Below are 25,989 nucleotides of genomic sequence, written 5' to 3'. Positions count from 1 at the left end.
CGCCCCGTGCGTCGCTCAGAGGCCGTCAATCATCCGCAGGGCCACGTCCGGCATGAACGTGCCCGCGGGTGTGTTGGGCGCAACGCCGCACTGGCCGTCGGAGTCTCCGGGGACCTTGATCCACAGGGTCATCTCCGCGCCGCCCACGCCCACCTGGTTCGTCGTGCCAATCTTCCGGCCGGCGGGGTTGCACCACTCACCGTTGGAGCCATTGCCGTTGCGGCTGGTGTCCACCACGAAGGGCCTGGTGTAGCCGTACCGACTGTTCAGCGAGCTGTTGACGGAGCCCGCGTACGAGGCCGACTGCGCGGTGGTGTAGAAGTTCGACACGTTGAGCGCGAAGCCTCGCACGTTGCGCACGCCCATGTTCTCCAGCCGCTGGGCCATGGTGTCGGCGTTGATCCACAAGGCGTTGCCCGCGTCCAGGTAGGCCCACGTGTTCGGCGCGCGATCCCTGAACTGCTCGGTGGCGTAGCGAATCAGGCTGATGCGCGTCTGCCGCTCGGCATCGTTCGCCAGGCAGTCGAGCTGGGCGACGGCGTCCGGCTCGATGATGACGACGGCGGGACGGTTGCCAATGGCGGCGGCGAAGGACGAAATCCACGTCCGGTACGCCTCTGGCGACCCCGCACCTCCGCCCGAGTGGCTCCCGCAGTCCCGGCCAGGGATGTTGTACGCCACCAGCACCGGAAGCTTGTCCGCCGCGTCCGCGGCCGAGACGAAGCTGGACACCGCCGTGGTGATGTCTCCGCTCCATGCGGCGAACCAGCGTGCGGCCAGGTTGTTCGCGATGGAGGACTGGATGCGCGCAGCGCGCGAGTCCCCGCTGTTGGCCCGGACCCAGTTGGCGGGGTTGGAGTTCGGGTCGATGTAGAAGCCGTTCGTCATCGACAGCGGCCCACCACCTCCGCCGCCGTCCTCCGTGGTGAGCGAGATGTCATCGATGAACGCGCTGAACCCCGTCGCGCGGCCTCCCATCTGGAAGGTGACCTGTCCCGCCTGCGTGGCCAGCGTCGACGTGAAGGGGAACGTGAAGCGCCGTGACGTGCCGTCCAACGTAATCTGCCGGTCCAGCGGCGCGGTGTACGGCGCGCTCTCCAACTGCACCGTCACCCGGACCGTCGTCGTCACCGAAGCAGAAGCGGTGAAGGACAGCGTGTACGCCCGGCCATTCACCAGCGGAATGTCATCCTGGCCAATCAACGCGTCCCAGGGGTTGGCCGTCCCGCCCCCCACGTCCACCCGCAGGCGGGCGTTCTCCACACGGGACTGCGTATTGGGGCCGCTCCACCAGGGCGACACGGTGCCGCCGTTGAAGGTGCCATTGGAGACGAGCTCGGTCAGCGCGTCGGTGCGACTGCCGAGCGCCTCGGCCTCCACCGGGGCGGGCGGCTCCGAGGGACCACAGGCAGTCGTGAGGGCCGCCGCGAGCATCAGCGCGGCCGGAGCGGTGAAGCGACGAAACGGCGAACCGGCGGAGTTACTGGGTTGCACGAAGCCATTCCTCCCGCCCGCGCGAGGACGCCAGGGAGCGGCGCCCGGAGTGACGCGGGCTGTGTCGAGTGCGTGGCCCGTGGGTGGCCCCGCGAGCACGCGGCGCCACACTTACACGTTTTTCTTGTTTTTCAGCCCTTCAATCCGCAGCGTTCACCGAAGTGCGCGCAGATGAACAGGCGGGACGCGGTACTCGGAGGCCTGCTCCACCACGCGGCCCAGACGCAGCAGCAGGTGCTCCTCGTAGGGGCGGCCTGTGAGCTGGACCCCCACCGGGAGCCCCTCTTCGTCGAAGCCGGCTGGCACCGACAGCGAGGGGAAACCCGTCAGGTTGGCCAGGCGCACGAAGCGCATCAGGGCATCGACGACAGGCAGGTTCGACTCGCCATCCGGAAGCGCCGCCTCCGGAATGAGGGGCGCCGTGGTGGCCGTCGTCGGCGTGACGAGGACGTCCACGCCCGCCATCTGCGCGAGCAGCTCACGCGTCAGGCGGTGCCGGTGCCGCAGGGCATGCACCAGGTCCGTGGCCCGGAAGTGCCGGCCAATGGCCAGGTTGGTTCGCGTGTCGAGCCCGAACTCCGACGGATGCGCCTTCACGTGGGGAAGCATCACCTCCGACATCTCGCTCAGGATGATGCAGCTGTGCGTCCACAGCACGGTGTTGAGGTCGGGAGGCGGAATCTCCACCACGCGCGCTCCCGCTGCCGACAGCGCGGCCACGGCTTCCTTGCAGCGGGCGACGACGTCCGTGTCGGCGTCCTCGAAGTAGTCCCAGCAGATGCCCAGCCGCACGCCGCTCAGGCCATCATCCTCGTAGCCAGACAGGTGATGCGCCGACTGTCCCTGTGAGACGAGGTCATGTCCATCCGGCCCCGCGAGCACCGCATACGCCGCGGCGACATCGTCCACGGTGAGCCCCATGGGCCCCACGTGGCCCACGTTCCAGCACAGCGGGGGCACGCCCGTCTCCGGGATGCGGCCCCACGTCGCCTTGAGCCCCACGATGCCGCACAGGGCCGCGGGGATGCGGATGGAACCACCGCCGTCGGCACCGATGCTCAAGGGGCACAGGCCCGCGGCCACGGCGGCGGCGGAGGCACTGGAGCTGCCACCGGTGATGCGGCCCGTGTCCCAGGGATTGCGAGCGGCGCCGTGGTGGGGATTCAACCCGATGGGGTTGATGCCAATCTCATTCATGTTGGCCTTGCCGAGGATGACGGCGCCCGCGGCCTTGAGCCGGGCCGCCACCGTCGAGTCCGCGGCGGCCACCTGTGTGCGGAACCGCGTGCCCAGCGTGGTGGGGAACCCGGCCAGGTCGACCTCGTCCTTCAGCACGACGGGAATGCCGTCGAGCACGCTCAGCGGACGGCCCTCGCGCAGCCGCTCGGAGGACGCCTCCGCGGCCCGGTGCACCTCGTCCGGCTTGCGGGCGATGAACAAGCCCAGGCGCTGCTTCCCACTGTCCATCCGGGCAATGGACTCATGAATTCGATTCACCACGGCCACCGGGTCCGTGGCGCCTTCGCGGTAGGCGCGGACATAGGCCGCGACGCTCTCACGCTCCGGTGGACTGGCGGACGCGGCGATGGCACGCGCGGCCTGCTCCGTGGGTGTCTGCGGCTCCGTGGCGGCGGTGCCCTGGGGCAACGGGAACTGGAGCGGCGGCGCATCCCCCGCCGGGAGCTCACGCCATCGCTCGATGCCGCTGTCCCGCGTCAGCTTGTCCAGCATCACCGACCCGACGCCGCTCTCGAGCGCGTTCACGAAAGCCTTGAGCGCCAGGCCCGACACACGGGGCGCCTTCACGGGATTGCGTTGGTAGGTCATGGCGCCGCAGCCTATCCCCCAGCCGGCGATACCGCATGGGCGATGGTGGCCAATTCAGCGGCACGCATCGTTCGCGTCTTCGTGGACTTCGTGGCTACGCTCTTCCCCCGGTGAGCAGGGACGGAGTCGCTGGACAGGGCCCATGGAGGGCGTGGGTTGCCGGAGTTCGCGAGTTGGAGGAGCTTCATGCACGGGGCAGATGGCGCACGACACAGCTCACTCGATACCGTTCTGCGCGAGCGGTTCGGACTGACGGACTTCCGCCCTGGCCAGCGTGAGGTCCTCGATGCGCTGCTCGGTCCGAAAGCCGCGGCGCTCGCGGTGTTCCCCACAGGTGGCGGCAAGTCGCTCTGCTATCAGCTTCCGGCGCTGCTGCTGGAGGGCATCACGGTGGTCGTCTCCCCGCTGATCGCGCTGATGAAGGACCAGATTGACGCCCTGGCCCGACAGGGCATTCGTGCCGCGCGGCTGGACGCCTCGCTGTCGGTGGACGACTCACGCGAAGTCACAAAGGCGCTGCGCGATGGTTCGCTCAAGCTCTTGTACGTGGCGCCCGAGCGCTTCAACAACGAGCGCTTCACCGCCCTGCTCCGTGAGCTGCGCATTTCCTTGTTCGCGGTGGATGAGGCGCACTGTGTCTCGGAATGGGGCCACAACTTCCGCCCGGACTATCTGAAGCTGGCGAAGGCGGCGCGGGATTTGTCGGCAGAGCGAATCCTCGCACTCACGGCCACGGCGACACCCTCCGTCGTGCGAGACATCTGCCAGGGCTTCGGCATCCCCGAGGAGAACGCGGTCGTCACGGGTTTCTACCGGCAGAACCTCACGCTGGAGACGACCCCGGTTCACGCCGAGGCCCGCGACGCGCTCCTCCTCGGGCGGCTCGGTTCCCGAGCGCCCGGCCCCACCATCGTCTACGTCACGCAGCAGAAGACCGCCGAGCGTGTGGCCGCGTTCCTCTCCGCCGAAGGACTCCCCGCCAGCGCGTACCATGCGGGACTGGAGCCCGAGGTCCGTGAGCGGGTGCAGGAAGCCTGGATGGCCTCCGCGAATGGCATCGTCGTGGCGACCATCGCGTTCGGGATGGGCATCGACAAGGCGGATGTACGGGCCGTGTATCACTACAACCTGCCCAAGGGTCTGGAGAGCTACAGCCAGGAAATCGGCCGAGCCGGGCGAGATGGAGCGCCATCGGTGGTGGAGCTCTTCGCGTGTCCGGACGACGTCCCCAGCCTGGAGAACTTCGCGCTCGGGGACACACCCACGCGGGAAGCCATTCAAAGTCTGGTGACCGAGTTGCTCGGCCTGGGTCCCGAGCTGAGCGTCGACATGTTTGCTCTGTCCACCCGGCATGATGTGCGGCCGCTCGTGCTACGCACGGCGCTGACGTACCTGGAGCTCGAAGGCGTGTTGAGGCAAGGCACGCCGTACTACGCGGGCTACAAGGTGCAACCGCTCATGCCCATTGACGCGCTCGTGGGGCGCTTCCAGGGCGAACGGGTGCAGTTCCTGCGCGACGTGTTTGCCCAGGCGAAGAAAGGACGCACCTGGTACTCGCTCGACCCGGCCGAGGTGGCGAGCTCGCTTCGGCAGCCCCGCGAGCGCGTGGTCCGGGCCATCGAATATCTCGAGGAACAAGGGCTCGTGTTGCTCCAGGTCTCCGAGCCGCGTCAGCGCTTCACACGGCTGCGGCCCCAGGAGGACGCAGCAGCGCTCACGGCACTCCTCCATCAGCGGTTTCAGCAGCGCGAGGCCCAGGAGGTCACGCGTGTCCGGGACGTGCTGAAGCTCGTCACCCATGCGGGGTGCCAGACCAATGCGCTGGTCGCCCACTTCGGTCAGCGGCGGGAGCAGCCGTGTGGGCACTGCACCTTCTGCCGGACCGGAGAGGCCCAGGTGCTTCCCGCGGTGCGCCGGAGGCCGGCACTGCCCGCGGGCCTCGACGTGGCGGGCTTCCGAGCCCTGGCCGCGAAACATCCCGAGTCACTCGGGCATCCGAGGCAGGCCGCGAGGTTCCTCTGCGGATTGAGCAGCCCCGCTCTCACGCGAGCGAAGCTCGGCGGCCACAAGTTGTTCGGCGCACTGGAGGGCTGGCCCTTCGAGGAGGTGTTGGACTTCTGTGGCCAGTCGGCCGTGGCTTGACGACCATCACCCCTGGTCGAGCACGCCCGCGCGATAGTCGTCAAAGGCCTGCTGGATTTCCTCGCGGGTGTTCATGACGAACGGGCCGTACTGGACGATGGGCTCACGCAGAGGCATCGCCGCGGCGATGAGCAACTCGCTCCGGCGATTCCTCGCGCGCACGCGAAGCCGGCTTCCCGGGCCGAGCAATGCCAGCGAGCCCTCGCGCACCGGCTTCGACGTGTCTTCAGGTCCCAGGTCGACCTCGCCCGTGGACACGAAGGCGAAGGCGGTGTGGCCCGACGGTGTGTCGAGTTCGAAAGGACGGTCGTCCTCGAGCGCCAAGGTCAGCAAGAGCGGCTGCGTGGGGCGCTCGCGCACGGGGCCCTGGAGCCCGTTCATCTTGCCCGCGATGACACGCGCACGGCTCCCCGAGGGAGACAGGCGCTCCTCCGCGAGTTGCTCTGGCGTGTGGTCCTGGTAGGCCGGCGGGCACATCTTCTCCTTCGCGGGGAGGTTGAGCCAGAGCTGGAAGCCGGACATCAACCCCTGCACCTGCTCCGGCATCTCCGAGTGGATGAGACCACGGCCCGCGGTCATCCACTGCGAGCCACCTCCGGCGATGAGCCCGCTGTTGCCACGGCTGTCCCGGTGGCGCATTCGCCCCTCGAGCATGACTGTGACGGTCTCGAAGCCCCGGTGGGGGTGATTCGGGAAGCCGTTGATGTAGGCCCCGGGGTCATCGGAGTGGAACCGGTCGAGCATGAGGAACGGGTCGAGGTTCCGCAGCGCGGGCTGCCCGATGACCCGCGTCAAGCGAACGCCGGCTCCGTCCGTCGCAGGGATGCCCTCAAGCGTCTGCACCACATTGCGTTGCGACTGCAGGATGACCGCGGGAGCCTCCGAGCGCCGACACCCGATGGCCGAGGCGGCCACGAGAAGACCCGACTGAAGGAGGAAACGGCGGCGCGAGGTGGCGTTCATGAAGACCTTGCCGGAAACCGGGTGTGCGTCCCCCGAGCCTCCTCCGGGAGCCGCCCGGAGTCCATGCACGAGCCGGGGATCGAACCCTGGGCAGGGCGGTAGGAAACCTCAAGCAGGACGCGCAGTTACCCGCTACCGCCTTGTTTTTCCTCGGGATCGGCATCCCGGCTCGTGCCGTGCAGTACCCCCTGGTCCCCCCTGAAACCGCGCTGGAGGGGCACATTGGGGGCACAGTGGTCCGGCCGATTCAGACCCTTCTCGAAACCGCAGGGGTCGCACCATAAACCACATTTCAACACATCATTGCAATGGAACGGAACTCCCCTGCGCCTCCAGCAAAAATGAATACGCCACTTGGACGCTACTCCCCAGTACCAACGAACGAAGAGCCGATCTCAAAGAAGATCTCCACTACCACTTCGCTTCAACAGGACTGTAAATTCTGAGTTCACTGTTGATTCGGAGAGCTAGTCTGGCCTACGCTAATACAAGTGCTCCAAGGGAGCATAAACAGCCTGACATATCCTCAAGCAGGGTAGGCATACTCGGCTTGTGATGGAATTTCCTCAGTCGATGAGGGATGCTTGACAAGGTAATTTTTCGACAGGGTGTTGGCGAGGCTGGCGAGCAAACCACTGCTCGCCAGCCTCACTTTTTTAAGAGGACTGATGAGCAATCTATTCCTAAAAGCCATTCAAAAAGAAGCCCAAAAGCTCATTGCCCGCCACCAGCGATACGCCTTGTATCTACATGAAGAGACACAACGACGACAAGACCGTTCAGGAGTGCCCTGGACCAAGACAGTTCAAACGCCGGCATATTGGAGTGACGACGACGGATTCAACCCTTACCACGTCAGAAAGCACGCCGAATCAATATCATACGCCGTCGAAAAGGCCATCAGAACAAGGCAATACCACCCCAGGCCCGCAGTCAGCTATGCATTCCCCAAAGGCGATGGAACCTTGCGCGATGTATCCGTTTTCCAGGTTGCCGACCAGGCAGTCGCAGGCATCCTCTTTCGGCGCCTACTCAAGAAAAATAGAAGCCGCTTCAGCTCAAAGTCATTTGCCTACAGAACCGACCTCTCGGTACATGATGCAGTCATCCACCTAGCCTCAAGCTTCGCAGGCCACCCTCGAATCTTCATCGCAGAGTACGACTTTCGAAAGTATTTCGAATCAATCTCACACGAACATCTCGAAAGAACACTCTGCGACAAACGTTTTTACATAACCGACGAAGAGCGGCGAATCATTCGCGCGTTCTACACATGCAGCACTCACCAAACGGGCCAATACAGCAATCAGCACGAACCACCGCGAACCCGCGGCATTCCGCAAGGAGTTTCGACTTCTCTCTTCCTTGCCAATCTTGCAGCACACCCCCTCGATCGACGTCTTGAGAACCTACGGGTTGACTTCGCCCGATATGCCGATGACACGATCGTTTGGTCTGACGACTATGCAGAACTTTGTCGCGCAGTAATAGTCCTTACGGAGGCGGCACAGGAAATGGGGGTCGAAGTCAATATGAAAAAATCCCCCGGTATCAGGTTACTTACAAATGAAGGTGCAGCAACTGAGCTTAACAGCGCCAGATATGTCGAGTTCATTGGCTACAGAGTCAACGCTCAGACCATTGGCATCCGCAAGAGCAGCGCCACTCGAATCAAAGACCACATCTCCAAACTCATCTACACCAACCTTCTCGAACAACCTCACAAAAATCAGTTCGTACCCGCCCGAGTCACAGCCACCATCGATCTTGATTACAAAACAACGATCGCCCAGATACAGCGCTACATGTACGGAGACCTCACAGAGGAGATGCTGGCGAAAAACCTAACAGGCGATATCCCCAAACTGAGATACAAGGGGCTCATGAGTTTTTATCCAATTGTCAACGATGAGACACAGCTGATTCACTTAGATGGATGGCTCCTCAGGACTATCCACACTTCACTACGAGCAAGAGCAGCTCTTTTTCAGTCGGCTGGAATCCTGCCAACCGCACTTCCGCACGGCCAGCCCAAACAGTTCCTTATTAGTCCCGCCATCGGAAGCCTGCGCGTGCCTAGTTTTCGAAAAATTGCTCATGTTCTTCGGCGCGCAGCCGAAGTACATGGTCCGAATGCCGTAGGTCACACGGGCGGACCAACCTCATAAAGGGCAAATCCGGCGATCTGTCGAGACGAACAATGAGCCTGACAAAGTTTTTACACGACCCAGATTTTGGTCCCAGACTCGAACACCTACTTAAATTCCCCAGAATCCCACCTTTCGGTCCGCACCCTCTTGTGCCGTCCTCATCGCCAAACGCACCTCTAATCGGCGCAGCATTTGATTATCTTTTGCGCTTTGATCTTCAGAGGCGGTTTCCATTGGCAGTTGCGCGAGAATGGGTTGCCGAAACAGGACTGCGCAAACTCTCGGCACGACAGCAGAAGAAGCCTACGCAGTTCCTTGCCGCACAGAAAACGCTTGACACAGCCACACGCGCCATTCACCAAGCCAGACTTGCACATGCGGACTACTTGAAACACGGAGACCTAAGCAACGACCTACTACAGGCAGTCCTGCGACTCGCACAGATCGATTCACTGGCACGCTCAGGGATCGTGCCAAAGTGGTTTGGCGTAGTTGAACTCCATGACATGAGGGAACTTAGACACCTTATGGATGCCATTCCCTGGAGCGACCTTACTCCACAATGGCGTTGCATTCTCAACCCGACATTTGGTCGCGCCTCAGCCCTGGTCGGAGGCGCAGATGCGGACATCTTGTTCGACGACAGCTTGATCGAAATCAAGACAACAAAGAACGGGGCATTTTCAAGAGAATACATAAAGCAACTTGCAGGATACTATATCCTCCAATTAATCGGAGGAGTTGATGGAACACCTGCAGGCGATACTATCCAGTACTTGGGAGTCTACTCCGCAAGATACGGGCGCATCATCAGAGTACCCGTACGCGAGGTAGTACCGAGCAGTTCGATACAAGAATTAACCAATTTATTCCAAGAATTCTCCATGCGCCGCAAATTCCAAAACTAAATCTCTATCTACGGAAACGCAACGTTGCCAATCGTGGCCGTTCGGGGTCCGTCGTACTCCCACAGTTTGAGCGAGAAGCCCCCCCGTGCAGATTCGGCTGTTGCCTCCGCTTCGATTACCACCCGGCCAGTGCCTCCCGAGACAATGGGGGCTTCTTGCCATACGCGAAGCACCTTCAACTCGAGTCCATGAGGGCCGCGAAGTGCAGCTCCACTGGCCGTCCATGGCTGTTCCCCTCTCAGGTCACGCAGGAGAACTTCAAGAGCTACGCGGTCCTTCGACCGATAGCTTCGAACGATGAAGGGTTTGAGAGCGCTCTTTGGGTCCGAAGAAACCGTTTCGGTCACAATCCGACCAGCCACACCAGTCCCATCGATGCCGCTAACCGCGAGCAGCCCCGCGAGTCCTCCCGGAGTGCGGTGCTCCGACACCAAGCGCGAGTTCTCTTCTTGGCACCGTAGCGTCTCGGCGCGCGCATCTCTGGCTTCCTGTTGGTACGACTCGACAGTTCTGGCACTTCGGAACACCTCAACAAGACTGTCCGCATGTGCAGGATGGACCGTTAACAAGAACGACGCCCCGGGAGGCGCTGCGCCATCTCGGAACCGCACTGACACCCGGACCTTCTCTCCTGAAGCTATTTTCGCAGAGGGAACCACCCGCAGTGTCATGCGCCCCACATCGACAATGGAAAACCCCATCGGGGTATCCACGTCGACTGCCGCTTGCTCCAGTTCGGAGTCGAAGAGAAATACGGTGGAAAGCCCAGGACTGACGGCAACCGCAACCGCTTCTCCAGAGCTATTCGGGCCCAGTTCGATGCGCCGAGTCACGCTCCCAGGCGTCAAATTTCCTTGGGCCGCCGCACTCCAGGCCATCAGCAAGAGCCACAGGAGAACGACCGATGATGTTGCTTGCATCCGTCTGCGACTCCCTCATGCGGCATCTCGCACACGCCGCGTCACTCAAACTCGCCTACCGCCCTCACTGCCGCACTGGTGAAAACACGCGCCGACGTAGGACTGTCATCTCCCGGCTTTCTCTCTAACCCCTTCACCAAAGACTCGGATTGCAGCTCCAGGCACACAGGAAACTGCTTACCATCGGGAGTGCGGGCATGAGTGAAGCGGCCATAGACGCGGTCACTAACGAAGAGCCTCCCAGTGAAGACTGTGTTGTCCGGTATGCGCTTCCAATCAGTGAGTAGCTGCAACTCCGCTGAGCCCTCGGCCACAGTGATGACTTGTGGCTTCCTCACCGGGAACGTAACGAAGTGGTCGTCGCCCACGTCTACGCCCCGTTTCTCCATCGCCTCGACGGCGCCCTCTGGGCACGGCTCATGGGGAGGTTGCGAACGCACCTGCGCACCAGGGCACGCCAACCCTGTGCATGCAGCCACCGCAACAATCGCTCTGCTCATAACGCCCGCACCCTTTCTGGGGGGCTTCGGTGGCGTCGGGATTTCGGTCTTCTCCATCTTCACAGTTGTGGCCTCGGGGAGCATCGCAGGGGCAGCGACGGCCGCAGGGGTGGACTCCTTGACGGAAGGGGGAGCTGCGGCGTGGACAGCTTGGGACGAACTCCCGGGACGCGCTACTTCCTGACGGGGCGGCATGGCCACCGCGCCGCGTGACGTCCGCCAGTTCCACCCCAGCACCACAGCGACAAGCACCAAGAGCAGCGCCAGAGCGGCCGCGCCCCAACTTCGGGAGGCCGGCGCAGACCTCGAAGGCTGTTCCGTTGCGGAGTCCTTCTCCTCCAGCGAGGGAATCCGCACCACCAGCGAGGGCGGACTCTCCATCTTCGGCCGCTTGCCTCGCCGCGGGCGGTGAATCGGTTCGTTCACCCACTTGTCGAGAGTGTCCCTGCCGCCCTCCGTCGTCGCTGTGTCCTCGCCGTGAACGTCGCACAACGGCACGTCCCACGTGGCGTCCGCCCCTTGCAGCAACTCCTCAAGCGCAGCACGCAAAAACCCGGCACTCGGCACCCGCGCGGCTGGCGACTTCTCCAACAGCCGCATGCACACGTCGCTAAGCGACGAAGGCACACGCTCGTTCACCTGACGTGGAGGAAGCGCATCATTCGAGATGACGACATCCGCCAGCGTGAAATGGTCCCCCGTGAAGGGAGGCCGCGCGGTGAGGAGTTGGTAAAGAACCACGCCCAAAGCCCACAAGTCGTCCGAGGGGCCCGGCGTGTAGATGGCCCCAGGCACACGCGCGTTCTGACGGAAGAAGCTCCACGCCTCCGGAGAGCGGTACTCAGGTGTTCCGGGCGGAAGAATGTCCGCCGTGATTCCTGGCGCGCCTGCGTAGTCCCCTACGCCGAAGTCCACCAACTTTGCCGCGCCATCCGCAGCGCGCACCATGACGTTGGCTTCCTTCACGTCACGGTGGAGAACCCCTGCTTGGTGTGAAGCCTCCAGCGCCCGCGCCACGTCCAGCACGACGCGCGCCACCTGCCTCGCGGAAGGGTTCTCCTCGGACGCCCAGACGTCCAACTGCCGCCCTGCCACGTACTCCATGACAATGACGCCGAACTCCGGAGACGCCACCGGCCACTTCCCGAAGCCGTGAATGCCCACCACGTTGGGGTGACTCAGCTTCAGCAGAATGGAGACTTCGCGCTCGACCCGCGCACCCACGCGTGCCAAGTCCACCAACTTCAGCGCGTAAGCCTGCCCCTCACACCGTGCGAGGTACACGGCACCGAAGCCGCCGCTGCCCAGCCGACGCTCCACCGTGTAGCCCACTACCTGAGCACCGGGCGCGAGCGCCGCGAAGGCAGGCCCACGCGGCCTCACGACGTCCGTCTCCCGGCCCTCCGGCCCTCGCTCATATGCGCACCCTCCCAACTGGCTGCGCACCCTACCAAATGGACTACCCTGTAGGGAGTCCCACCTTTCGGCCGACTTATGCCGATTGACTTCTGACATCCAGCATCAGTGGCTAGACGTCTGGCATTCAATTCCACTAGGAAGAAGGCATGCAAGAAGTCACCGCCGCCCACGAACTTCGCAAGCAACTCGCCACCTTCATCGGCCCCGCCGCACGCGCCGCGCGAAGCCGTCTGGGACTGACGCAAGCCGAAGTCGCCCGGCACCTGGGGATTGCCCACGCCGTCTATAGCCGTCTGGAGCGCGGAAAAATGCTGCCGAGCGTCCCCACCTTGCACCGCCTGTGTGAGGTGCTGGACGCGTCGCCCAACGAGTTGATGGGCCACACCCGCGCCATGCCTCCCGACACGGACTCGCCCGCCCGTCGTCGCCTCTTCTACCGAGTGCGGCAGTTGGACGAGACTCGGGCCCGAGCGATGCTCGCCCTCCTTTCCCTCGGGACGTTCCATGAATGAAGAGCTGGCAATCACCATCGGCACGGTTGCGCGTGAAGCGAGGGAGAAGCTGGGGATGACGCGCGCAGAGGTGGCCGAGCGCGTGGGCCTCGTGGAGCCCGCCTATGGGCGTCTGGAGCGGGGAAAGGTGTTGCCCAGTGTCCCCGTCCTCCACCGCCTCGGCCTGACGCTGGGCATCTCCCCCGAAGCCCTGCTGGGCACGACGCCTCGGGGGACAGGGAAGAAGCAGCCACGCTCCCCTGCCCTAGAAGCCGAGACGCCCGAATTGCGCCGGCTGCTAGCGCTCGCGCGGAAGCTGGACGCGGAGAAGCTGGACGCGCTCCTCCACGTCGCCACCGTCCTGACTCGCTAGTCTTCCTTCGCGAGCGCCTCGAGTTCGTGCGCGTCCAGCCCCTCTGGGTAGAGGCCGCCCTCACCGAACTCCACCACGTCTCGCAGGCAGCTCCCCTCCGCGACAACGCGGGCGACTTCCACCTGGGCATCCTGGCGCCCATACGTGGGATGCCGCTTCGTCAGCGCCGCTCGCAGCACGGCCCCCATGTCCGCCGCCGTGGCGAAGCGCCCCCCCGGGACGACGCGCAGAGCCGTGTGGAGAATGTCCTTCACATCCGCTGACAGCCCCCCCACCGCCGTCTCCACATCCGTCGGACTGAAGCTGGAGAGCAGCACTCGCATCTGCGTCAGCGGCAGGGAAGGAATCTGCTCGGCCAGGAGGGGACTCATCCCCTTGGGAGTCGAAGGCACGTCCTCCACGTCGAAGAGGTGCGTGCCTGTCAGCAACTCCACGAGCACCACGCCCAAACTGAAGACGTCCGAGGCCGGGGACAACGGCAGGCGCTCCAGGTACTCAGGAGAGGCATAGGCCACGTCACCCCGGACGAGATTCGCGGGGGATTCAAGCCGGCCCACCATGAGAGAGTACGCGGCACCGAAGTTGGCGAGCTTCACCCCGCCGTGCGCCCCCAGGTAGATGTGCCGAGGGTTGACGTCCCGGTGGATGATGCCCAGTTGCTTGCCGTCCTCGCCTCGCAACGTGTGGGCGTAGTGAAGAGCATCCGCAATCTCGGCGCCGATGTAGAGGGCCAACGCCTCGGACACGGGCTTCCGCCGCGCTACGCCCGCGCTTACCAACGTGTCCAGCGACGGTCCGTCCACGTGCTCCATGACAACGTGAGGCGTGTTCTGGTGAATCTTCAGGTGGAAAACCTGAGCGATGCTGGGGTGATTGAGTCGGAAGGCCAGTTGAATCTCATCAGAGAGCCGCTTTCGCTCCTCGTGGGTAGAGGGACTGGGCAGACGACGCACGAGGCATCGTCCCGGAGACTCCTCCTCCAGTGCGTAACGGTGAGCCAGCAGCAACGCCTCCCCCGTGGGCATCCGCATCAACTCGCATACGGCCTCGTACCGGACGCCGCCCACCGTGAAGAGAGGTTGGGGAGTCTTTGGAGTCGGGAGTGGAGGGAGAACGCGGGACTGCGCGGGGCGTCTGTCACTGTCCGTCGTGGCGGGCATGCGGTCCTCGGGAGGCATGAGTGGGCTCCCGAGGATTCTCAACGAGATGAATCCATAAAGTCCACAGAACATGAACTTTATAGATTCACGCCCTCACTGCGCGAACTGCGCCACGGTAAAGCCCAGCCCCACCCCAAGGGCTAACGCCACCAGCACCTTCACCAGCGGCACGTCGCCCGAGTGCTGGCGCAGCGCCTCGTTCTCCGCATGAAGGCGCCGCACCTCCTGAGCTGTGTCCACGCACCGCGACGTGGACAGCCAGCAGCCCTCGGAGACTTCCACCGTGCGCCCATCCTGGAGCGTGACGGTGGCATGGGCCACGTCCAGGCCTTCGCCCTCCGCACGCACGCCCCCGGAGAGAAGCAGGGTCAGCACCAACCCCAGCGGCCTCACAGCTTGCCGTCCCGGCGGAGCTGCTCCAACGCGGCCACCGCCATGGCCTTGCCCGTAATCTCCCCAGCCGCCACGGCCCCGACCTCCTCGGCCCGCTCCACCGCCTCGCCACCAAAGAGAAGAGCCTTCAGCACAGAGAACCCACCGGCAGCCCCGAGGCCAATGCCGAGCGCCTTCAGTAGCAGCCCCCAGGAAAAAGGCGCTCCAGCCAGCAGCGCGTTGGCTACCGCGCCCGCCATGGACACCCCCACCGCCAGCGCGGCGCCAACCCTCGCCGTGCGCAGCACCGGCAGCAACTCGCCGCCGAAGCGGCGCAGCACGTAAACGAGGGCCACCACCACCAGCGACGCGACGAGGGCCCAGTTCCGCGTCGTCACGGCATCAAAGACGAGACGAGCGAACTCCTCGACGTGGCCCGGGTCCGGAACACCAGACACCTCGGCGGCCAGGGCGGGCACAGCGAGGGCGAAGGCTGCAATCAGGAGGAAGGAAGGACGAAGCATGGGAAGGCCTTTCACGCGGGCCGCACGGCGCCATGCCGCGCGGCAGTCCGCTCTCCTTCCTCAATGGGGACGCTTTCCGGCCGTGGTCCGCCCCTACGCCTCCGCCCGGAATCGCACCGTGTCCAGGCTCACCCAGGCCGTCCCCGCTGGCACCGAGTACACCTGCAAGCCGCCGTCGGGGTTGAGCTGCGCGAGGCCCAGGCCGTGACTCGTCGGCACGGTGAAGGCGCGCGGGCTGCTGGGGCGGTAGCCCGCTGGCAGCCGGTGGAGATTCACGTAGCCCACCGTCCCTGGACGCACGAGACCACGCATGGCCACCTCGTTGTCGCTGCTCTTGTAGTACCCCAGCGGCCAGCCATTCACGTCCCAGGGTGTCCAGCCATTCTCCAAGTCATTCAACTGGCCGGTGCGAATGGTGGCCCAGGGCTCCACGAGGCCTCCAATGCGCTCCAGCCTCACCGAGTCCACGTAAAGCCACGGACTGCCCACCGTCGACTCCGTCAGAAGGCGCACCTGCACGTAGCGCGTCCCGGCGGGCGCGGTGTGGAAACCGGTGAGGCGCTGCCACTCGCTGCTCGCGAGCGTCCGGCTTGTCGTCGCGACACTCAGGAGGTTGAAGGCTCCGTCGTACCAAACGACATGCACGAAGAGAGGAGTGCCCCACTGCGCGGCCCGCACCATGACGTCCACGCTGTATTTGTCCCCGGGCCTGGCAATCATCGCCTGCGAGTCGAGACGGGTGCCGTTCGCCACCAGCCTCACGGCGCGCCCACCTGTGTACGCGTCGGTTGTCACCTGCGCATGTGCGCCCCACAGGCCCACCGCGAGCGTCCACGCGTCCGGAGGCATGGCCTCGCTGCTCCAGGACTCGAAGTCCGCATTGGGCGGTGAGTCACCAAACGCTACCGCTGGCTGGAAGGAGGCCGGCGTCAGGTAGCCCGTGGTGACGGACACCTCCTCGGAGGGCGCGCCCACGTTGCCCTTGGTGTCTCGCCCCACCACCCGGCAGAAGTACGTCGTCCCCGGCGGCAAGTCGGAGAGTTGAAAGCGCGTCGTCTTTCCCCGGGCCGTGAAGGTTGCCCCCGAGGGCGTGAAGCCTGCTGTCCGGGAGGTGTGCAACTCGTACTCTTCCCAGGCGGGGCCCGTCGCGGCGGGTGTCCACGCCACAGAGAAGCCGCTAACCGTGGGTGTCACCCGCATGCCCTGAGGCGCGGCGGGCCCGGTAAAGGGCGCGCTGGGTGCGACGCCGGGCCGGGCGTCTCGCTCCAGCCACTCGCGCACCGACGTCGAGGGCTGGCCGCGCAGCACCAGCTTCATGCGCGCCGTCCCGTCCACGGCACACTGAAACTCCAACTCCTGCACGGCCAGGGAGTGGGCCGTATCCAAGCGCACGCCGTCCGGCAGCACGAGCACCACGTCCCCCAACTCGAGGCCGGGGTGCGGGTCCACCGTCATGGCCACCGTGAGGGGTGACACCGAGAGGTCGGCTACCGCGGCGTCCGCGAGTCGCTGCGCCTCGGCTTCGGTGTCAATGTTGCTGGCGGCACCTTCCGCCAACTGCATCCACCTGCGGCCAACCTGGGCACGGGCAGACGGGTTGCTGGCCGTCACCTTCTTGCGCTTCGCAGTCCCCGAGGCGTCCAAGTCGCGCGAGTCGCTGTAGACGACTTCGACATCCGTGCGGATGTCCACCAACTGCCGCGTCACGGACTCCAAGTCCCCGTACTCGTCCGGGCCGAAACTCCAGTCCTCCAACGTCTGGAGTCTGTCCGGGGCGTACAGCGTCAACGCGTAGCCCCCGGTGTCCGCCCGCCACCGCATGCGACACTCCCAGCCAACGCGCTGGGCCAGCGTGCGCGCCGCGTCCAGCACCGGCTCCACCTTCTGCGTGTACCGGCCGCGCTGGGAGAGCGGGTCTACGGGGGTGTAGAGGCCGAAGGAGGCAAGGCCGTTGTCATTGCAGAGGGCCTGAATGACGTCCTGGACGGGCACGCCGTGCGTGTCGTCCCCATAGTCTCGCTCCACTTCAATGAAGGTGTCCTGGAGGAGTCCGCCCAAGTCCCGGCCCACCACCTTCAACTCCTCGGGCCCCGCGTCCACCTCGTCCACCCTGCCCCGGAACACCTCGAAGTAGTCCTCCTCGCGGGGTGTACCTCGCAGTGGCGCCAGGCCCAGCTCCACGCGGAAGTAGGCGCCCTCGGCCAGCAGCGGCGCGAAGCTGCCCGAGACGTTGGTGTTGGCCGGTGACTGCGTCAGCAACGGGGAGAGGGAGACAGGCCCGCTACGCACCAAGGCCACCTCGGCCTCGGCCACGGGCGCGTCCACCTTCTCGTTGATGCGCACGCCCAGCACCCAGTCCGCGCCCAGCAGGGCATTCAGGTTGCGGTACGTACCCGCCGCGTCGCGTACCCAGACGCGTGGGTGTGTCGAGTAGCCTGCGGAGCTCGTGAGGAGGGCTGCCTGAAAGGCCGTGAGTGGACGCATGCGTCAGCGCTCCTGCAACTCGAAGTCGAATTCCTGGCCCAGCACCTGAGAGGTGCCTTCCCACCACTCCACGGCACGGCCCTGCCCTACCCGGCCCAGCACCGTGCGCGGCTCATAGAGGGCCTCGCCCGAGGCGACGTGGTACGGGTACGGCGCACCGAAGGGCTGGCCCGCCGAGTACCAGGGCGCTACCCACGAGGCGGGTGCCACCCAAGGCAACACCACCAAGTCGTCCACCAGCAGCGCCGCGTTGCTGGGGTTGGAAATGCCTCCCGAGAATCCGCCCAGGTTGCGCAACTGCACCACCCCTCCCGGCAACCGAGAAGCTGTCGCCACCTCAAGCGCGCCGCTGCCAGGCGTCCGGGCGTCGAGTTGCCCGTTGTCGGAAATGAAATGGCCCGCCCGGTGGACGTAGTGCCGCCAGCTGCCCCCTTCCAGCTTCCACCAGTAGGCCACCGTCCACTTCGTCCCCAGCGCAGTAGGAAGCGTGAGACTGGCGTTGACAGCCATACGCAGGCAGCCTCCGTAACGGCCACCAGACACTCCCGCCTCCAGCGTCCCGGACGTTGCACTTGGCGCGCGGAAGGCGCTGCTGCGCAAGTCGGAGTCGAAGCTCCACACGTCCCCCTCCCCCTTGAGGAGGCCGCGGTACGCGCGGGCATCCTCCTGCGTCAGCGGGCCCGTGTTGCCCGAGTAGCTGTACACCTCCCGGCGCTCACTGCTGCGCAGCCAGCCAGAGAAGGCGCGACGGGACTCCCCCAGCAGCGTCGGCGTGTACGTCAGCCCCCTGTCCGCCAGCACGGGCAGAGGAATCCCAGAGAGGGCGAGTGCGGGCATGCGAGGCCTCAGGTGGCGGAGTAGCGAGAAGTCAGCAGGAAACGACTGCCGGAGTTGCGCACGTCCGCGCGCTGCTGGCGCAGCGTCTCGTCCCTGCGTGTTGCCTCCATGGCCGCGTCAATGTCGTAGCCGACAATGTTGTAGGTGACGGGGGCCCCCTGCGCCGTGGCGGCGGGCAACATGGAGCGCATGCCAGGGAAGAAGCGCAGCAGCAGCTCCAGCAGGTGGGGCGGCAAGGACGTAATGGGCGAGGCCGCGTGCTCGCCTTCCCTCGGCCCTTCCGGCAACGCGGGCGTGGTGGGGCTTGGGGGCCGCGTGGGCCCCGTCTGCGAGTCCTCGGCCTCGAAGGTACGCAGCGCCCGCTTCCAGGCGGAAGGCACGTTGGTGAGGGCCTCGGTGGCCCGGGAGACGGCCTGCGTGTGCTCCCTAACGCGCGCCGTCTCCTCGGCCCGAGCCATGGCGGAATCCCACGTCGTGTCCCCCAGCACGTCGAGGGCCTCGCCCATGGCGTCGGTGTCCACGCGCAGCCGGTTGAGGCTCCGGGCGAACTTCTCCAGCCCGTCGAAGCCCGTCCAGTCCACGAGGGAGGAAATGGCGCGGATGACTTTCTGCACAGCCCCCACTACGGCATTCCAGACGGAGCCAATGGCCTTCGCCACGTTGAGGAGCACCATTCCAACGAACTTCAACACCGAGAAGAGGGCCTTCAGCACCGGCCCTGCAATCAACTGCAATGGCGCCATGACGGCGAGGAAGGCCTGCCCCACCACCTGGAGGAGTGGCGCGAGGCCCTGGAGTACCTGGCCGATGAGCACCAGCGGCGGCGCCAGCGGGCGGAGCATGTCCCCCAGCAGCGTGAAGAGCGGCGTCAACACCGACACCACCGCGTCAATGATTCCGGACACCGCGCCAAGCAGCGGCTGAAGCGGCACGAGGAAGGCGCCCAGGGCGTCCGCTACGCGCTGAATGAGCCCTTCAACAATGGCCAGCGTCTCGCGGAAGCCCTCGGACTGCGTCAGCAAGTCCCCAGCCACGGCGGCCACGCCACCCAACACGGAGCCGCTCGCCGTGAGGCCTTGCATGAAGGTGTCCACGAGGCCATTCAGCCGTCCGAAGGCGGAGGCGAACTTCTCGGTAAGGGCCGCGCGTGCGTCCTCCATGGCCTGTCGCGCAGCGTCGGCCAGGGCCTCGGCCTGCAGGCGCATCTCCCGGAAGGCAGCCGCACCGGCAGCCGCATCCGCGCGCACGCTGGCAACGTACTCGCGGCGAGCCTCCTCGTTGGCCTGGGCCTGGAGCTTCGCCAGCGCAGACTCCCGGGCCGCCTCTTCCTTCGCGGCAGCTGCCAGGGCGGCCTTGTCCGTGGGCTTGCGGATTCGGGCCTTGCCCGGCGCGGACGTCCCCGTCAGCTGGGCGAGGAGGGCCTGCACCCTGTCCGTGAGGTGCTCCAGGTTGAGGGCCTTGGCAAGGTCCGCCCCCAGCTTCTTGGCCCCCGCGAGGCTGGTATTCAGCCCGAAGGCGGCGCCCTCGGCGAGGGTCCGCCCCGCGCCCGCCACAGCCGCGCCCACGGCCTCGGCGGTTTCCTTCGCGCCGCTCCATAGCAGTTGGGCGCCCTCGCCCAGGGTGTCGAGGAGCTGCTTGCCCGTAATGGTGGAGACGTCCCGGAAGGTGTCCGCCAGTTGGGAGAAGCCTGCCGCCCTGGCCACCGGCTCCAGGATGCGAGAAACGCCCCGCACCAGGGACGCCACCTTCTCCAGCACCGTGGCGGCGATGCCGCGCAGGAAGTCCCCCAGCGCGGAGAAGGCCCGGGAGAAGGCGTCCACGACGTGGGAGGCCCACTCGCCAATCCGCGCGCCCAAGCCCCGGAAGAAGTCAGCAAGGCCCGTGCTGCTGTCCTCCCAGGCTGCGTAGACGCTACCCGCCAGCAGCACCACACCCGTCACTGCGGCGGCCACGGCGGCCAGCGGCACCAGCAGCGTCCCGAAGGAGAGGGCCAGCCGCGCCAGGCTGCTCTTCACGGAGGGGGCCGAGGCCACCATGCCGCCCATGGACGCTGTCACCCTGTCCATGGCACCCGCCAGCGAGGCAAGGGCCGAGGAAGCATTGAGGGCGTTGAGGACTTTCAGCAGCGCGCCCATGCCCATGGCCAGCGTCTCTACGACGCCCGCCACCTTCCCCACCGCGCCCAGGGCCAGCCCCGCTCCCGCCACCCACACGGCCATGTCCAGGGCGGACGCCCGCACCTCCGGGGCGAGGGACTGGAAGCGGGCCACCATGCGCTCCACCCCGTCCGCCACCTGCTCCACCACCGGCAGCAGCGCGTCTCCCACGTCAGCGGCCAGCGTGTAGAGGAGCGCCGTCATCCGCTCCACCTGTTGCGCCATGGCCGCATTGGACTGAGAGGCAGCGGCCACCGCTCCCGCCAGGCCCGCAGCCACCACCGCGCCCAGCTTCGCCACGTCACCCGCCTTCTTCTTCACCGCCTTGGCCGCGTCCTCCACGCCCTTCACCAGTTTGCCGAGGTTGGCCATGGCCCCGCCAATGGAGGCCGTCACCGCCACGTACAAGTCCCCCACCTTCAGCCCGCCGCCAGCCATGCCTCACCTCTTCGGACGCTTCCTGAAAACCGTTGTCACCGTCTGGCCATTGGAATGAGGCGTGGCCCAGGCACGGCCCGCGCGCAGCTCATCCGCCTCCAAGTCGCAGAGGGCCAGCAGGTGGACGACGTCCTCCCAGGCCCACCCACGCACCGCCTCAGGAGGCTGGCCCGTCAGCTTCACCACCCCATGCAGGGCCCTCAACTCGGGGTGGCTTCGGAGTTTCCCTTCGCCGTCTCCAGCGTCGGCCCCGCGAAGGCCGCGGCGAGCTCGTTCTGCACGTCCTCCAGCCAGGGCTCGTTCTTCACCGCTGCCACGTCCGCCTCGGTGAAGACGCGCGTGGCGGTGCCCGGGAAGTAGACGCAACAGACGGCAATGCGGGCCATCATCATCATCCCGGCTGACTCGTCCACGGGCTGGCGGCTTTCACTCAACTCCCCGGCAGCGCGAGAGGCCGAGAGGACGTCCAGCTTCTCCCCCAGGGTGGGGAGGCAAATGTCGTAGTCGGCGCCGTCGAGGGTGACGCGCTTGTGCAGCGCGCGGCGGGTGCCCAGGGGCTTGCGGTGCGTGGCGGGTGCGGACATGGAAGTCTCCTGAAGTGAAGGTGAATGGGACGGCGGGCTACACCGCGACGGGCGCGCCCTGGCCGGTGAGGGTGGCCGAGAATGTGACGACGTCCGTCGCACTGCGGCCTTCCTCGTAGGACGACACCTTCACCGGGTAGCGGTGGCCCTGACTGCCCGGAGCCGCCTCCTCATCCTCAATCACGGTGAAGAAAACCGTCGCGTCAGACTCGAAGGCGTCTTGCAGCACCTTCTGCGGCGCGCTGCCCCGGAAGACGTGGCCCGCCAGCGGAACGGTGAAGGACTTGAGAGTGCCCTTGCTGCGTTTGTACCCGTCGCCGCCGAAGTAGTTTGCGTCGACGGTGTCCTTGGCGCGGTTGACTGGGGCCTCGGTGACACCATCCAGCGCATCTGTCTCCTCAGGTGCGGAGTCCGTGGCGCGGAGGTAGAGTTTGTCGAAGAAAGCCTCTCGGGGCTCGGGCATGGGGGAACCTTTGTCAGCGAGTGGGAAAGCGGCGAGCGAGGAAGTCCTTGAGGACGGCGGCAACGCGGCGGCGTGCGCTGCCCCGGGCTCGCCTGAAGGACTTGCGGAGGAAGTGCGAGGGCGGATTGAAAATCTGATCGCCCCAATGCCAGCCCTCATGAATGGGGCCAGCGGCAGGGTGCGCGTAACCCGCCGTCCAGGTGGTGGACAGGTGCGGACCGAGGTTGTGGCGTGGTCCGTCGAGGAAAGCCGTGTCTCGGAGGTGGCCGTCCGTCCCTTCCTTGCCCACCGGCACCAGGAACAAGGAGTAATCGAGGGCGAGCCGCGCGACGTCCCGGCAAGGCACGTCCAGCGCGCGCAGCACCTCGGCAGGAGCGCGGCGCAGGCGCACCAACTTCACGACGTCGACTTTGACTCGGACAGCCATTCACCTACTTCTATGGGGGCACATTCCGCGAATTGCCTAGACGGCAACAACTCAGGCACGTACATCAGCGCAGAGAACAAAGCAGACAACCGCCGCGCCAAAAGCCTCACATGCCAGGAAGCCGTATTCGCGCAACAGCGAGGTCCCCCCTCCCAGACCACATCGACACTCTTACCAAATCGACGTAAATCAACATTAAACGATAATCCCCATCCCATCCAAGCCGACATCAAACGAGGACACCATGACCAAGACCACCATAGTCACCATTTTCAACAACAAAGGGGGCGTAGGAAAAACAATTACAACCTGGAATCTCGGAGAGCACCTCGCACGCCAAGGCAAAAAAGTCCTCCTCATCGATTTTGACCCGCAGTGCAATCTCTCAATCGCCGCCCTCGGAGAAACACGCTTCGTCGGACTACTGCCCGACCAGAATAATCCCTACGGCACATGCATCAGAGCCTTCCTTCAGCGATTTCTCCAGAACATAGGCGGCGAGCAAGTCTTCCTGCACAAAGGCGGAACTGAAAGCGCATCTTCGCTCCGCATTCTCGCCGGAGATTTTTGGCTAAACGTCTACTCAGAATCACTAAGCGTGGGTAACGACCTCCTCTCCGGAACAGGAATCGCGCGATTCGTCATTCTCAAGAGAATTATCGAACAGGCATGCAAAGAGTTTGATGACACATTCGACTATGCGCTGATCGATCTTCCGCCGTCATTTGGGTCACTAGTGCGAGTCGCCCTCTACGTCTCCGACTATTTCCTAGTGCCCTGCACATCTGACAACTTCAGCGCATACTGCGTGGGCCTACTCGGCCAAATGCTCCCCCAGTTTCTTCAGGACTGGAGACAGGGCCTAGGCAGATTCAAATCCAGCAACCCCCTGTTTTCCGATTACGACGTACTGGGACGTCCAAAGTTTGCGGGCTGGATTTTCAACGGCTTCGACACGCGCGCAGGGAATGTCGTCCGGGCAGACCAAGTCCACAAAGATCGACTCACTCAAGCGATTCAAGACGACCTAGTCAACAAGCTCTCAACCGCAAGCACACAGCTTGGCTATAATCCAATCGCCTCCAATCTCCCCTCCGACTTCTGCGTAGGCACCACGGAGGACATGAACGTACTCATCCAAAACAGTCTTTGGCAAAGCGTCCCCATTGGACGTCTCGACAAGGTAAAGCAGGTTACAGACCTCCAAAACAAGCGCGCCTGGGCCCCCCAGCAACTCACACAAATCAGCAACCTCAGAGGCGCCTACAACACACTCGCCAAGAACGTCATATCCATCTGCGTATAACCACCCCAAAAGCAGTCGTCCGAAGACTCTCTCTCCTGGAGCACGCAAAGCACGCGTGCTCCAGGCCATCTCAGGGCGTGAGTCACGAATCGCCGGCCAAACCATCACCACACACCTGAAGCAAGAATTCGGCCATTCAAAAACACACAAGGCCAGCAAGCATTCGCATTCACCCGGGCAGCCCTCCGCAACAGTCCTCGCAAGCATACCTTAACAACACATTAATCACCCATCGGTGCCGGTCAGCTCCGTCCATTCCCAGATATACAGGAGCACTCTCCTCCGCACGCGCAGACACTCTCGAAATATGGGACGTCTGGTGCAGCACCGCGAAGAGGGCGAACGCTAGTAACTGCCCTCCCTGGAAGTCCTCGCGCGCCGAGCGGATGCGCACCTGACATCCGGGAGACAAGTACGCCGATCTCCCAGCCCCCACGTATGGCACAGGAGCGACACCGCCCGTCACAACCAATGCCACGGCCCTATCCGGTACACGGCCATCGACGTCAGGCATCGGGGACGTGAAGAGGTTGGCCCCAGGAACGGGCGGACGCGCCAGCCCCAACCCCGCCGATTCCAGCAGCGCAGCCAACTCGGCCGAGAGGTCGCGAGTCACAGCCACACCTTGCGGAAGCTCACCACGCCCACGCCGTCAACTATCTCATCCACCGCCATGGGCCTTCGAGCACAGTTGAAGTCGGACGTGTCCTCCCCAGGCAACCAGATGCGATGTTGCAACGTCAACGACGCGCCCGTGTAGATGACGTGCGAGGCAAGCTGCTCGTTGCCGCTCGCGTCGCGGATGAGTCTCCGGCTTGGCTGGACACGTGCCCGCGCCGGAAACACGGACCCCAACGAGGGCTTGCCATGAGCATCCCGGCCCACCACCAAAGCGTAAGAGATGATCTGACGGAACCTGTCCGAAGGCGATGCCATCAGCTCACCCGATGAAGGACGTAGGGCGCGAGGAGGGCCCGCGCGGTGCCCGGAATGGGATTCTTCCCTTCTGCTTTCGCGGCGAAGTAGCTCACGGACCAGTCGCCAATGGACTCGCTAGCCACCATGGCGTCAACACCACGCGAGCGGTAGAGCTGAACAGCAGTGAGGACAGCGGCCTCTTGGACGTCCTCAGGCAACGTCACCACCAGCGCACCGTCGAGCGCCTGCTGTCCTGGGGTGACGAAGCCCCCGTCATAGACGACGCGGATTCCGCCCTCACCACCCGCCCCGTCGAAGTCACCGAGCGTCTCCGTTATCCGTCCCGCCATGCGAGCCGTCATTCGCCACACACCGCGCTTGCGCCTCACCATGCCCGCGTCGGCCAGCTTGCCGGAACTCTCGTACTCCTCGACAATGACCTGGCTCCCCATCTCCCAGACTCCAGACACAGCAAGGATGGGCGGACGCTCCAGGAGAAGAAGCGGGCGCCCATAGCCCGCCGGGTATTCGACAAGGCCTTCGCCCCGCTCGAACACCCTGCCACAGTACCCCGCCACGGCCCGGCTTGCGGCGGAGACAAGCGCCTCCAGGCGCGACGACACCGGGACGCCCAAGTCGTCCGCCACCGTGGAGGCAAGACACAGGTCCGCAGGGGAAGGCATGGGCTCACCGCACCGGGAATTCGTCCGCGCCGCCGAGGACAAGAGCCGCGCCCCACTGCGCCGTGTCTGTCCCCACCGCCGAGAGGTCCGGCGTCACCTTCAGCCGCAGGAAGCGCTTGCGGTTGGCGACGCGCAAATCCACCCGGTAGCAGAAGCTCTGGGGCGCAGCGCCACCCACCACCACTGTCTCATCCGAGGCCAGCGTCTCGTCCGCGCCGAAAGCCGTCCCGTCCTCGGACTCGGCGAGCTTCACCGTGGCCTTGAGCGTCTGTTCCGCCGCGCAGGTGGTGCGCCCGGTAAAGAGAAGCTGCGCGGAGTCGAAGCCGTCGCGGTCCACCGCGTCGCTCGTCACCTCGACGGCATCCCCCGCGCCACCAGCTGTGAGCGCGCCACCTGCCACCCCAACGGCCTTGTAGAAGACTTGGAAGTCCTGCGTATTCGCATGCATGT

General features: G+C 65.0%; 24 protein-coding genes. 6 read left to right on the top strand and 18 right to left on the bottom strand.

Going from position 1 to position 25,989, the window contains the following annotated elements:
* Nucleotides 1-15 precede the first annotated feature (15 nt).
* Together FMP39_RS17575 and FMP39_RS17570 are read right to left on the bottom strand one after the other, a co-directional pair.
* Nucleotides 16-1,494, bottom strand: a complete 1,479-nt coding sequence (locus FMP39_RS17575; RefSeq protein ID WP_141591526.1) for a glycoside hydrolase family 6 protein — start codon at nucleotides 1,492-1,494, stop codon at nucleotides 16-18.
* A gap of 153 nt (nucleotides 1,495-1,647) precedes the next feature.
* Complete coding sequence (locus FMP39_RS17570) at nucleotides 1,648-3,321, bottom strand: amidase (protein ID WP_141591525.1); 1,674 nt, start codon at nucleotides 3,319-3,321, stop codon at nucleotides 1,648-1,650.
* Nucleotides 3,322-3,507: 186 nt separating this feature from the next.
* Between FMP39_RS17570 and FMP39_RS17565 the strand changes: the two genes are divergently transcribed.
* Nucleotides 3,508-5,463, top strand: coding sequence for an ATP-dependent DNA helicase RecQ (locus FMP39_RS17565; RefSeq protein ID WP_228558072.1), 1,956 nt, complete (start codon nucleotides 3,508-3,510; stop codon nucleotides 5,461-5,463).
* Nucleotides 5,464-5,469: 6 nt separating this feature from the next.
* On the opposite strand, the gene FMP39_RS17560 is transcribed toward FMP39_RS17565, so the two are convergent.
* Nucleotides 5,470-6,426, bottom strand: coding sequence for a pirin family protein (locus tag FMP39_RS17560; RefSeq protein WP_141591523.1), 957 nt, complete (start codon nucleotides 6,424-6,426; stop codon nucleotides 5,470-5,472).
* A gap of 668 nt (nucleotides 6,427-7,094) precedes the next feature.
* On the opposite strand from FMP39_RS17560, the gene FMP39_RS17555 reads away from it, so the two are divergent.
* On the top strand, nucleotides 7,095-8,594 hold the full coding sequence (locus tag FMP39_RS17555) for a reverse transcriptase domain-containing protein (protein WP_141591522.1): 1,500 nt from the start codon (nucleotides 7,095-7,097) through the stop codon (nucleotides 8,592-8,594).
* 32 nt (nucleotides 8,595-8,626) lie between these two features.
* On the top strand, nucleotides 8,627-9,484 hold the full coding sequence (locus tag FMP39_RS17550) for a hypothetical protein (protein ID WP_141591521.1): 858 nt from the start codon (nucleotides 8,627-8,629) through the stop codon (nucleotides 9,482-9,484).
* An 8-nt stretch (nucleotides 9,485-9,492) separates the two neighbouring features.
* Here the strand turns inward: FMP39_RS17550 and FMP39_RS17545 are convergent, their stop codons facing one another.
* Entirely contained in the window at nucleotides 9,493-10,404 is a 912-nt protein-coding gene (locus FMP39_RS17545; protein WP_141591520.1) for a DUF2381 family protein, read from the bottom strand.
* A gap of 41 nt (nucleotides 10,405-10,445) precedes the next feature.
* Nucleotides 10,446-12,287, bottom strand: a complete 1,842-nt coding sequence (locus tag FMP39_RS17540) for a serine/threonine-protein kinase (protein WP_141591519.1) — start codon at nucleotides 12,285-12,287, stop codon at nucleotides 10,446-10,448.
* A gap of 182 nt (nucleotides 12,288-12,469) precedes the next feature.
* On the opposite strand from FMP39_RS17540, the gene FMP39_RS17535 reads away from it, so the two are divergent.
* Together FMP39_RS17535 and FMP39_RS17530 are read left to right on the top strand one after the other, a co-directional pair.
* The gene (locus FMP39_RS17535; protein WP_141591518.1) at nucleotides 12,470-12,835 is read left to right on the top strand and encodes a helix-turn-helix domain-containing protein; all 366 of its coding nucleotides are present in this window, start codon (nucleotides 12,470-12,472) and stop codon (nucleotides 12,833-12,835) included.
* Nucleotides 12,828-13,187, top strand: coding sequence for a helix-turn-helix transcriptional regulator (locus tag FMP39_RS17530; RefSeq protein ID WP_141591517.1), 360 nt, complete (start codon nucleotides 12,828-12,830; stop codon nucleotides 13,185-13,187). Before FMP39_RS17535 ends, FMP39_RS17530 begins: the two co-directional genes overlap by 8 nt.
* Here FMP39_RS17530 and FMP39_RS17525 read toward each other — a convergent pair.
* The 9 genes from FMP39_RS17525 to FMP39_RS17485 all read right to left on the bottom strand — a co-directional run bounded on the left by FMP39_RS17525 (nucleotide 13,184) and on the right by FMP39_RS17485 (nucleotide 22,632).
* Nucleotides 13,184-14,254 (bottom strand): serine/threonine protein kinase, encoded by a 1,071-nt coding sequence (locus FMP39_RS17525; RefSeq protein ID WP_368667068.1) that lies wholly within the window; start codon nucleotides 14,252-14,254, stop codon nucleotides 13,184-13,186. The genes FMP39_RS17530 and FMP39_RS17525 overlap by 4 nt on opposite strands.
* 186 nt (nucleotides 14,255-14,440) lie before the next feature.
* A complete protein-coding gene (locus FMP39_RS17520) occupies nucleotides 14,441-14,722 on the bottom strand; it encodes a hypothetical protein (protein ID WP_141591516.1) in 282 nt (93 codons plus the stop codon).
* A 14-nt stretch (nucleotides 14,723-14,736) separates the two neighbouring features.
* On the bottom strand, nucleotides 14,737-15,243 hold the full coding sequence (locus FMP39_RS17515) for a hypothetical protein (RefSeq protein ID WP_194858440.1): 507 nt from the start codon (nucleotides 15,241-15,243) through the stop codon (nucleotides 14,737-14,739).
* A 93-nt stretch (nucleotides 15,244-15,336) separates the two neighbouring features.
* Nucleotides 15,337-17,727 carry a fibronectin type III domain-containing protein gene (locus tag FMP39_RS17510; protein WP_141591515.1) on the bottom strand — a complete coding sequence of 797 codons (2,391 nt, stop codon included), beginning with the start codon at nucleotides 17,725-17,727 and terminating at the stop codon, nucleotides 15,337-15,339.
* Nucleotides 17,728-17,730: 3 nt separating this feature from the next.
* On the bottom strand, nucleotides 17,731-18,564 hold the full coding sequence (locus FMP39_RS17505) for a hypothetical protein (RefSeq protein WP_141591514.1): 834 nt from the start codon (nucleotides 18,562-18,564) through the stop codon (nucleotides 17,731-17,733).
* A gap of 8 nt (nucleotides 18,565-18,572) precedes the next feature.
* Complete coding sequence (locus tag FMP39_RS17500; RefSeq protein ID WP_141591513.1) at nucleotides 18,573-21,158, bottom strand: hypothetical protein; 2,586 nt, start codon at nucleotides 21,156-21,158, stop codon at nucleotides 18,573-18,575.
* Between the two features lie 200 nt (nucleotides 21,159-21,358).
* Nucleotides 21,359-21,742, bottom strand: coding sequence for a phage tail protein (locus FMP39_RS17495; RefSeq protein WP_141591512.1), 384 nt, complete (start codon nucleotides 21,740-21,742; stop codon nucleotides 21,359-21,361).
* 37 nt (nucleotides 21,743-21,779) lie between these two features.
* The gene (locus FMP39_RS17490; RefSeq protein ID WP_141591511.1) at nucleotides 21,780-22,205 is read right to left on the bottom strand and encodes a phage tail tube protein; all 426 of its coding nucleotides are present in this window, start codon (nucleotides 22,203-22,205) and stop codon (nucleotides 21,780-21,782) included.
* 13 nt (nucleotides 22,206-22,218) lie between these two features.
* The gene (locus FMP39_RS17485; protein WP_141591510.1) at nucleotides 22,219-22,632 is read right to left on the bottom strand and encodes a hypothetical protein; all 414 of its coding nucleotides are present in this window, start codon (nucleotides 22,630-22,632) and stop codon (nucleotides 22,219-22,221) included.
* Between the two features lie 244 nt (nucleotides 22,633-22,876).
* Here FMP39_RS17485 and FMP39_RS17480 point away from each other — a divergent pair, with 244 nt between their 5' ends.
* A complete protein-coding gene (locus tag FMP39_RS17480) occupies nucleotides 22,877-23,938 on the top strand; it encodes a ParA family protein (protein WP_141591509.1) in 1,062 nt (353 codons plus the stop codon).
* A 169-nt stretch (nucleotides 23,939-24,107) separates the two neighbouring features.
* On the opposite strand, the gene FMP39_RS38675 is transcribed toward FMP39_RS17480, so the two are convergent.
* The 4 genes from FMP39_RS38675 to FMP39_RS17465 all read right to left on the bottom strand — a co-directional run bounded on the left by FMP39_RS38675 (nucleotide 24,108) and on the right by FMP39_RS17465 (nucleotide 25,987).
* Nucleotides 24,108-24,452 (bottom strand): minor capsid protein, encoded by a 345-nt coding sequence (locus tag FMP39_RS38675; protein ID WP_368667067.1) that lies wholly within the window; start codon nucleotides 24,450-24,452, stop codon nucleotides 24,108-24,110.
* A 98-nt stretch (nucleotides 24,453-24,550) separates the two neighbouring features.
* On the bottom strand, nucleotides 24,551-24,874 hold the full coding sequence (locus tag FMP39_RS17475; RefSeq protein WP_141591508.1) for a hypothetical protein: 324 nt from the start codon (nucleotides 24,872-24,874) through the stop codon (nucleotides 24,551-24,553).
* Complete coding sequence (locus FMP39_RS17470) at nucleotides 24,874-25,539, bottom strand: hypothetical protein (RefSeq protein WP_141591507.1); 666 nt, start codon at nucleotides 25,537-25,539, stop codon at nucleotides 24,874-24,876. Before FMP39_RS17470 ends, FMP39_RS17475 begins: the two co-directional genes overlap by 1 nt.
* A gap of 4 nt (nucleotides 25,540-25,543) precedes the next feature.
* Nucleotides 25,544-25,987, bottom strand: coding sequence for a hypothetical protein (locus FMP39_RS17465; protein WP_141591506.1), 444 nt, complete (start codon nucleotides 25,985-25,987; stop codon nucleotides 25,544-25,546).
* Between the last annotated feature and the right edge of the window lie 2 nt (nucleotides 25,988-25,989).

Source organism: Myxococcus sp. AB056 (assembly GCF_006547365.1).
GTDB classification, from domain to species: Bacteria; Myxococcota; Myxococcia; order Myxococcales; family Myxococcaceae; genus Myxococcus; species Myxococcus virescens.
This window is presented reverse-complemented; position numbering and strand designations above follow the sequence as displayed.

What these genes read in the sequence shown, in the direction of transcription:
- FMP39_RS17480 (WP_141591509.1), top strand. Translation starts at nt 22,877, where the DNA reads ATGACCAAGACCACCATAGTCACCATTTTCAACAACAAAGGGGGCGTA.
- FMP39_RS17510 (WP_141591515.1), bottom strand. Translation starts at nt 17,727, where the DNA reads ATGCGTCCACTCACGGCCTTTCAGGCAGCCCTCCTCACGAGCTCCGCA.
- FMP39_RS38675 (WP_368667067.1), bottom strand. Translation starts at nt 24,452, where the DNA reads ATGCCTGACGTCGATGGCCGTGTACCGGATAGGGCCGTGGCATTGGTT.
- FMP39_RS17570 (WP_141591525.1), bottom strand. Translation starts at nt 3,321, where the DNA reads ATGACCTACCAACGCAATCCCGTGAAGGCGCCCCGTGTGTCGGGCCTG.
- FMP39_RS17545 (WP_141591520.1), bottom strand. Translation starts at nt 10,404, where the DNA reads ATGCAAGCAACATCATCGGTCGTTCTCCTGTGGCTCTTGCTGATGGCC.
- FMP39_RS17515 (WP_194858440.1), bottom strand. Translation starts at nt 15,243, where the DNA reads ATGCTTCGTCCTTCCTTCCTCCTGATTGCAGCCTTCGCCCTCGCTGTG.
- FMP39_RS17470 (WP_141591507.1), bottom strand. Translation starts at nt 25,539, where the DNA reads ATGCCTTCCCCTGCGGACCTGTGTCTTGCCTCCACGGTGGCGGACGAC.
- FMP39_RS17530 (WP_141591517.1), top strand. Translation starts at nt 12,828, where the DNA reads ATGAATGAAGAGCTGGCAATCACCATCGGCACGGTTGCGCGTGAAGCG.
- FMP39_RS17555 (WP_141591522.1), top strand. Translation starts at nt 7,095, where the DNA reads ATGAGCAATCTATTCCTAAAAGCCATTCAAAAAGAAGCCCAAAAGCTC.
- FMP39_RS17490 (WP_141591511.1), bottom strand. Translation starts at nt 22,205, where the DNA reads ATGCCCGAGCCCCGAGAGGCTTTCTTCGACAAACTCTACCTCCGCGCC.
- FMP39_RS17535 (WP_141591518.1), top strand. Translation starts at nt 12,470, where the DNA reads ATGCAAGAAGTCACCGCCGCCCACGAACTTCGCAAGCAACTCGCCACC.
- FMP39_RS17565 (WP_228558072.1), top strand. Translation starts at nt 3,508, where the DNA reads ATGCACGGGGCAGATGGCGCACGACACAGCTCACTCGATACCGTTCTG.
- FMP39_RS17505 (WP_141591514.1), bottom strand. Translation starts at nt 18,564, where the DNA reads ATGCCCGCACTCGCCCTCTCTGGGATTCCTCTGCCCGTGCTGGCGGAC.
- FMP39_RS17560 (WP_141591523.1), bottom strand. Translation starts at nt 6,426, where the DNA reads ATGAACGCCACCTCGCGCCGCCGTTTCCTCCTTCAGTCGGGTCTTCTC.
- FMP39_RS17485 (WP_141591510.1), bottom strand. Translation starts at nt 22,632, where the DNA reads ATGGCTGTCCGAGTCAAAGTCGACGTCGTGAAGTTGGTGCGCCTGCGC.
- FMP39_RS17500 (WP_141591513.1), bottom strand. Translation starts at nt 21,158, where the DNA reads ATGGCTGGCGGCGGGCTGAAGGTGGGGGACTTGTACGTGGCGGTGACG.
- FMP39_RS17465 (WP_141591506.1), bottom strand. Translation starts at nt 25,987, where the DNA reads ATGCATGCGAATACGCAGGACTTCCAAGTCTTCTACAAGGCCGTTGGG.
- FMP39_RS17495 (WP_141591512.1), bottom strand. Translation starts at nt 21,742, where the DNA reads ATGTCCGCACCCGCCACGCACCGCAAGCCCCTGGGCACCCGCCGCGCG.
- FMP39_RS17550 (WP_141591521.1), top strand. Translation starts at nt 8,627, where the DNA reads ATGAGCCTGACAAAGTTTTTACACGACCCAGATTTTGGTCCCAGACTC.
- FMP39_RS17475 (WP_141591508.1), bottom strand. Translation starts at nt 24,874, where the DNA reads ATGGCATCGCCTTCGGACAGGTTCCGTCAGATCATCTCTTACGCTTTG.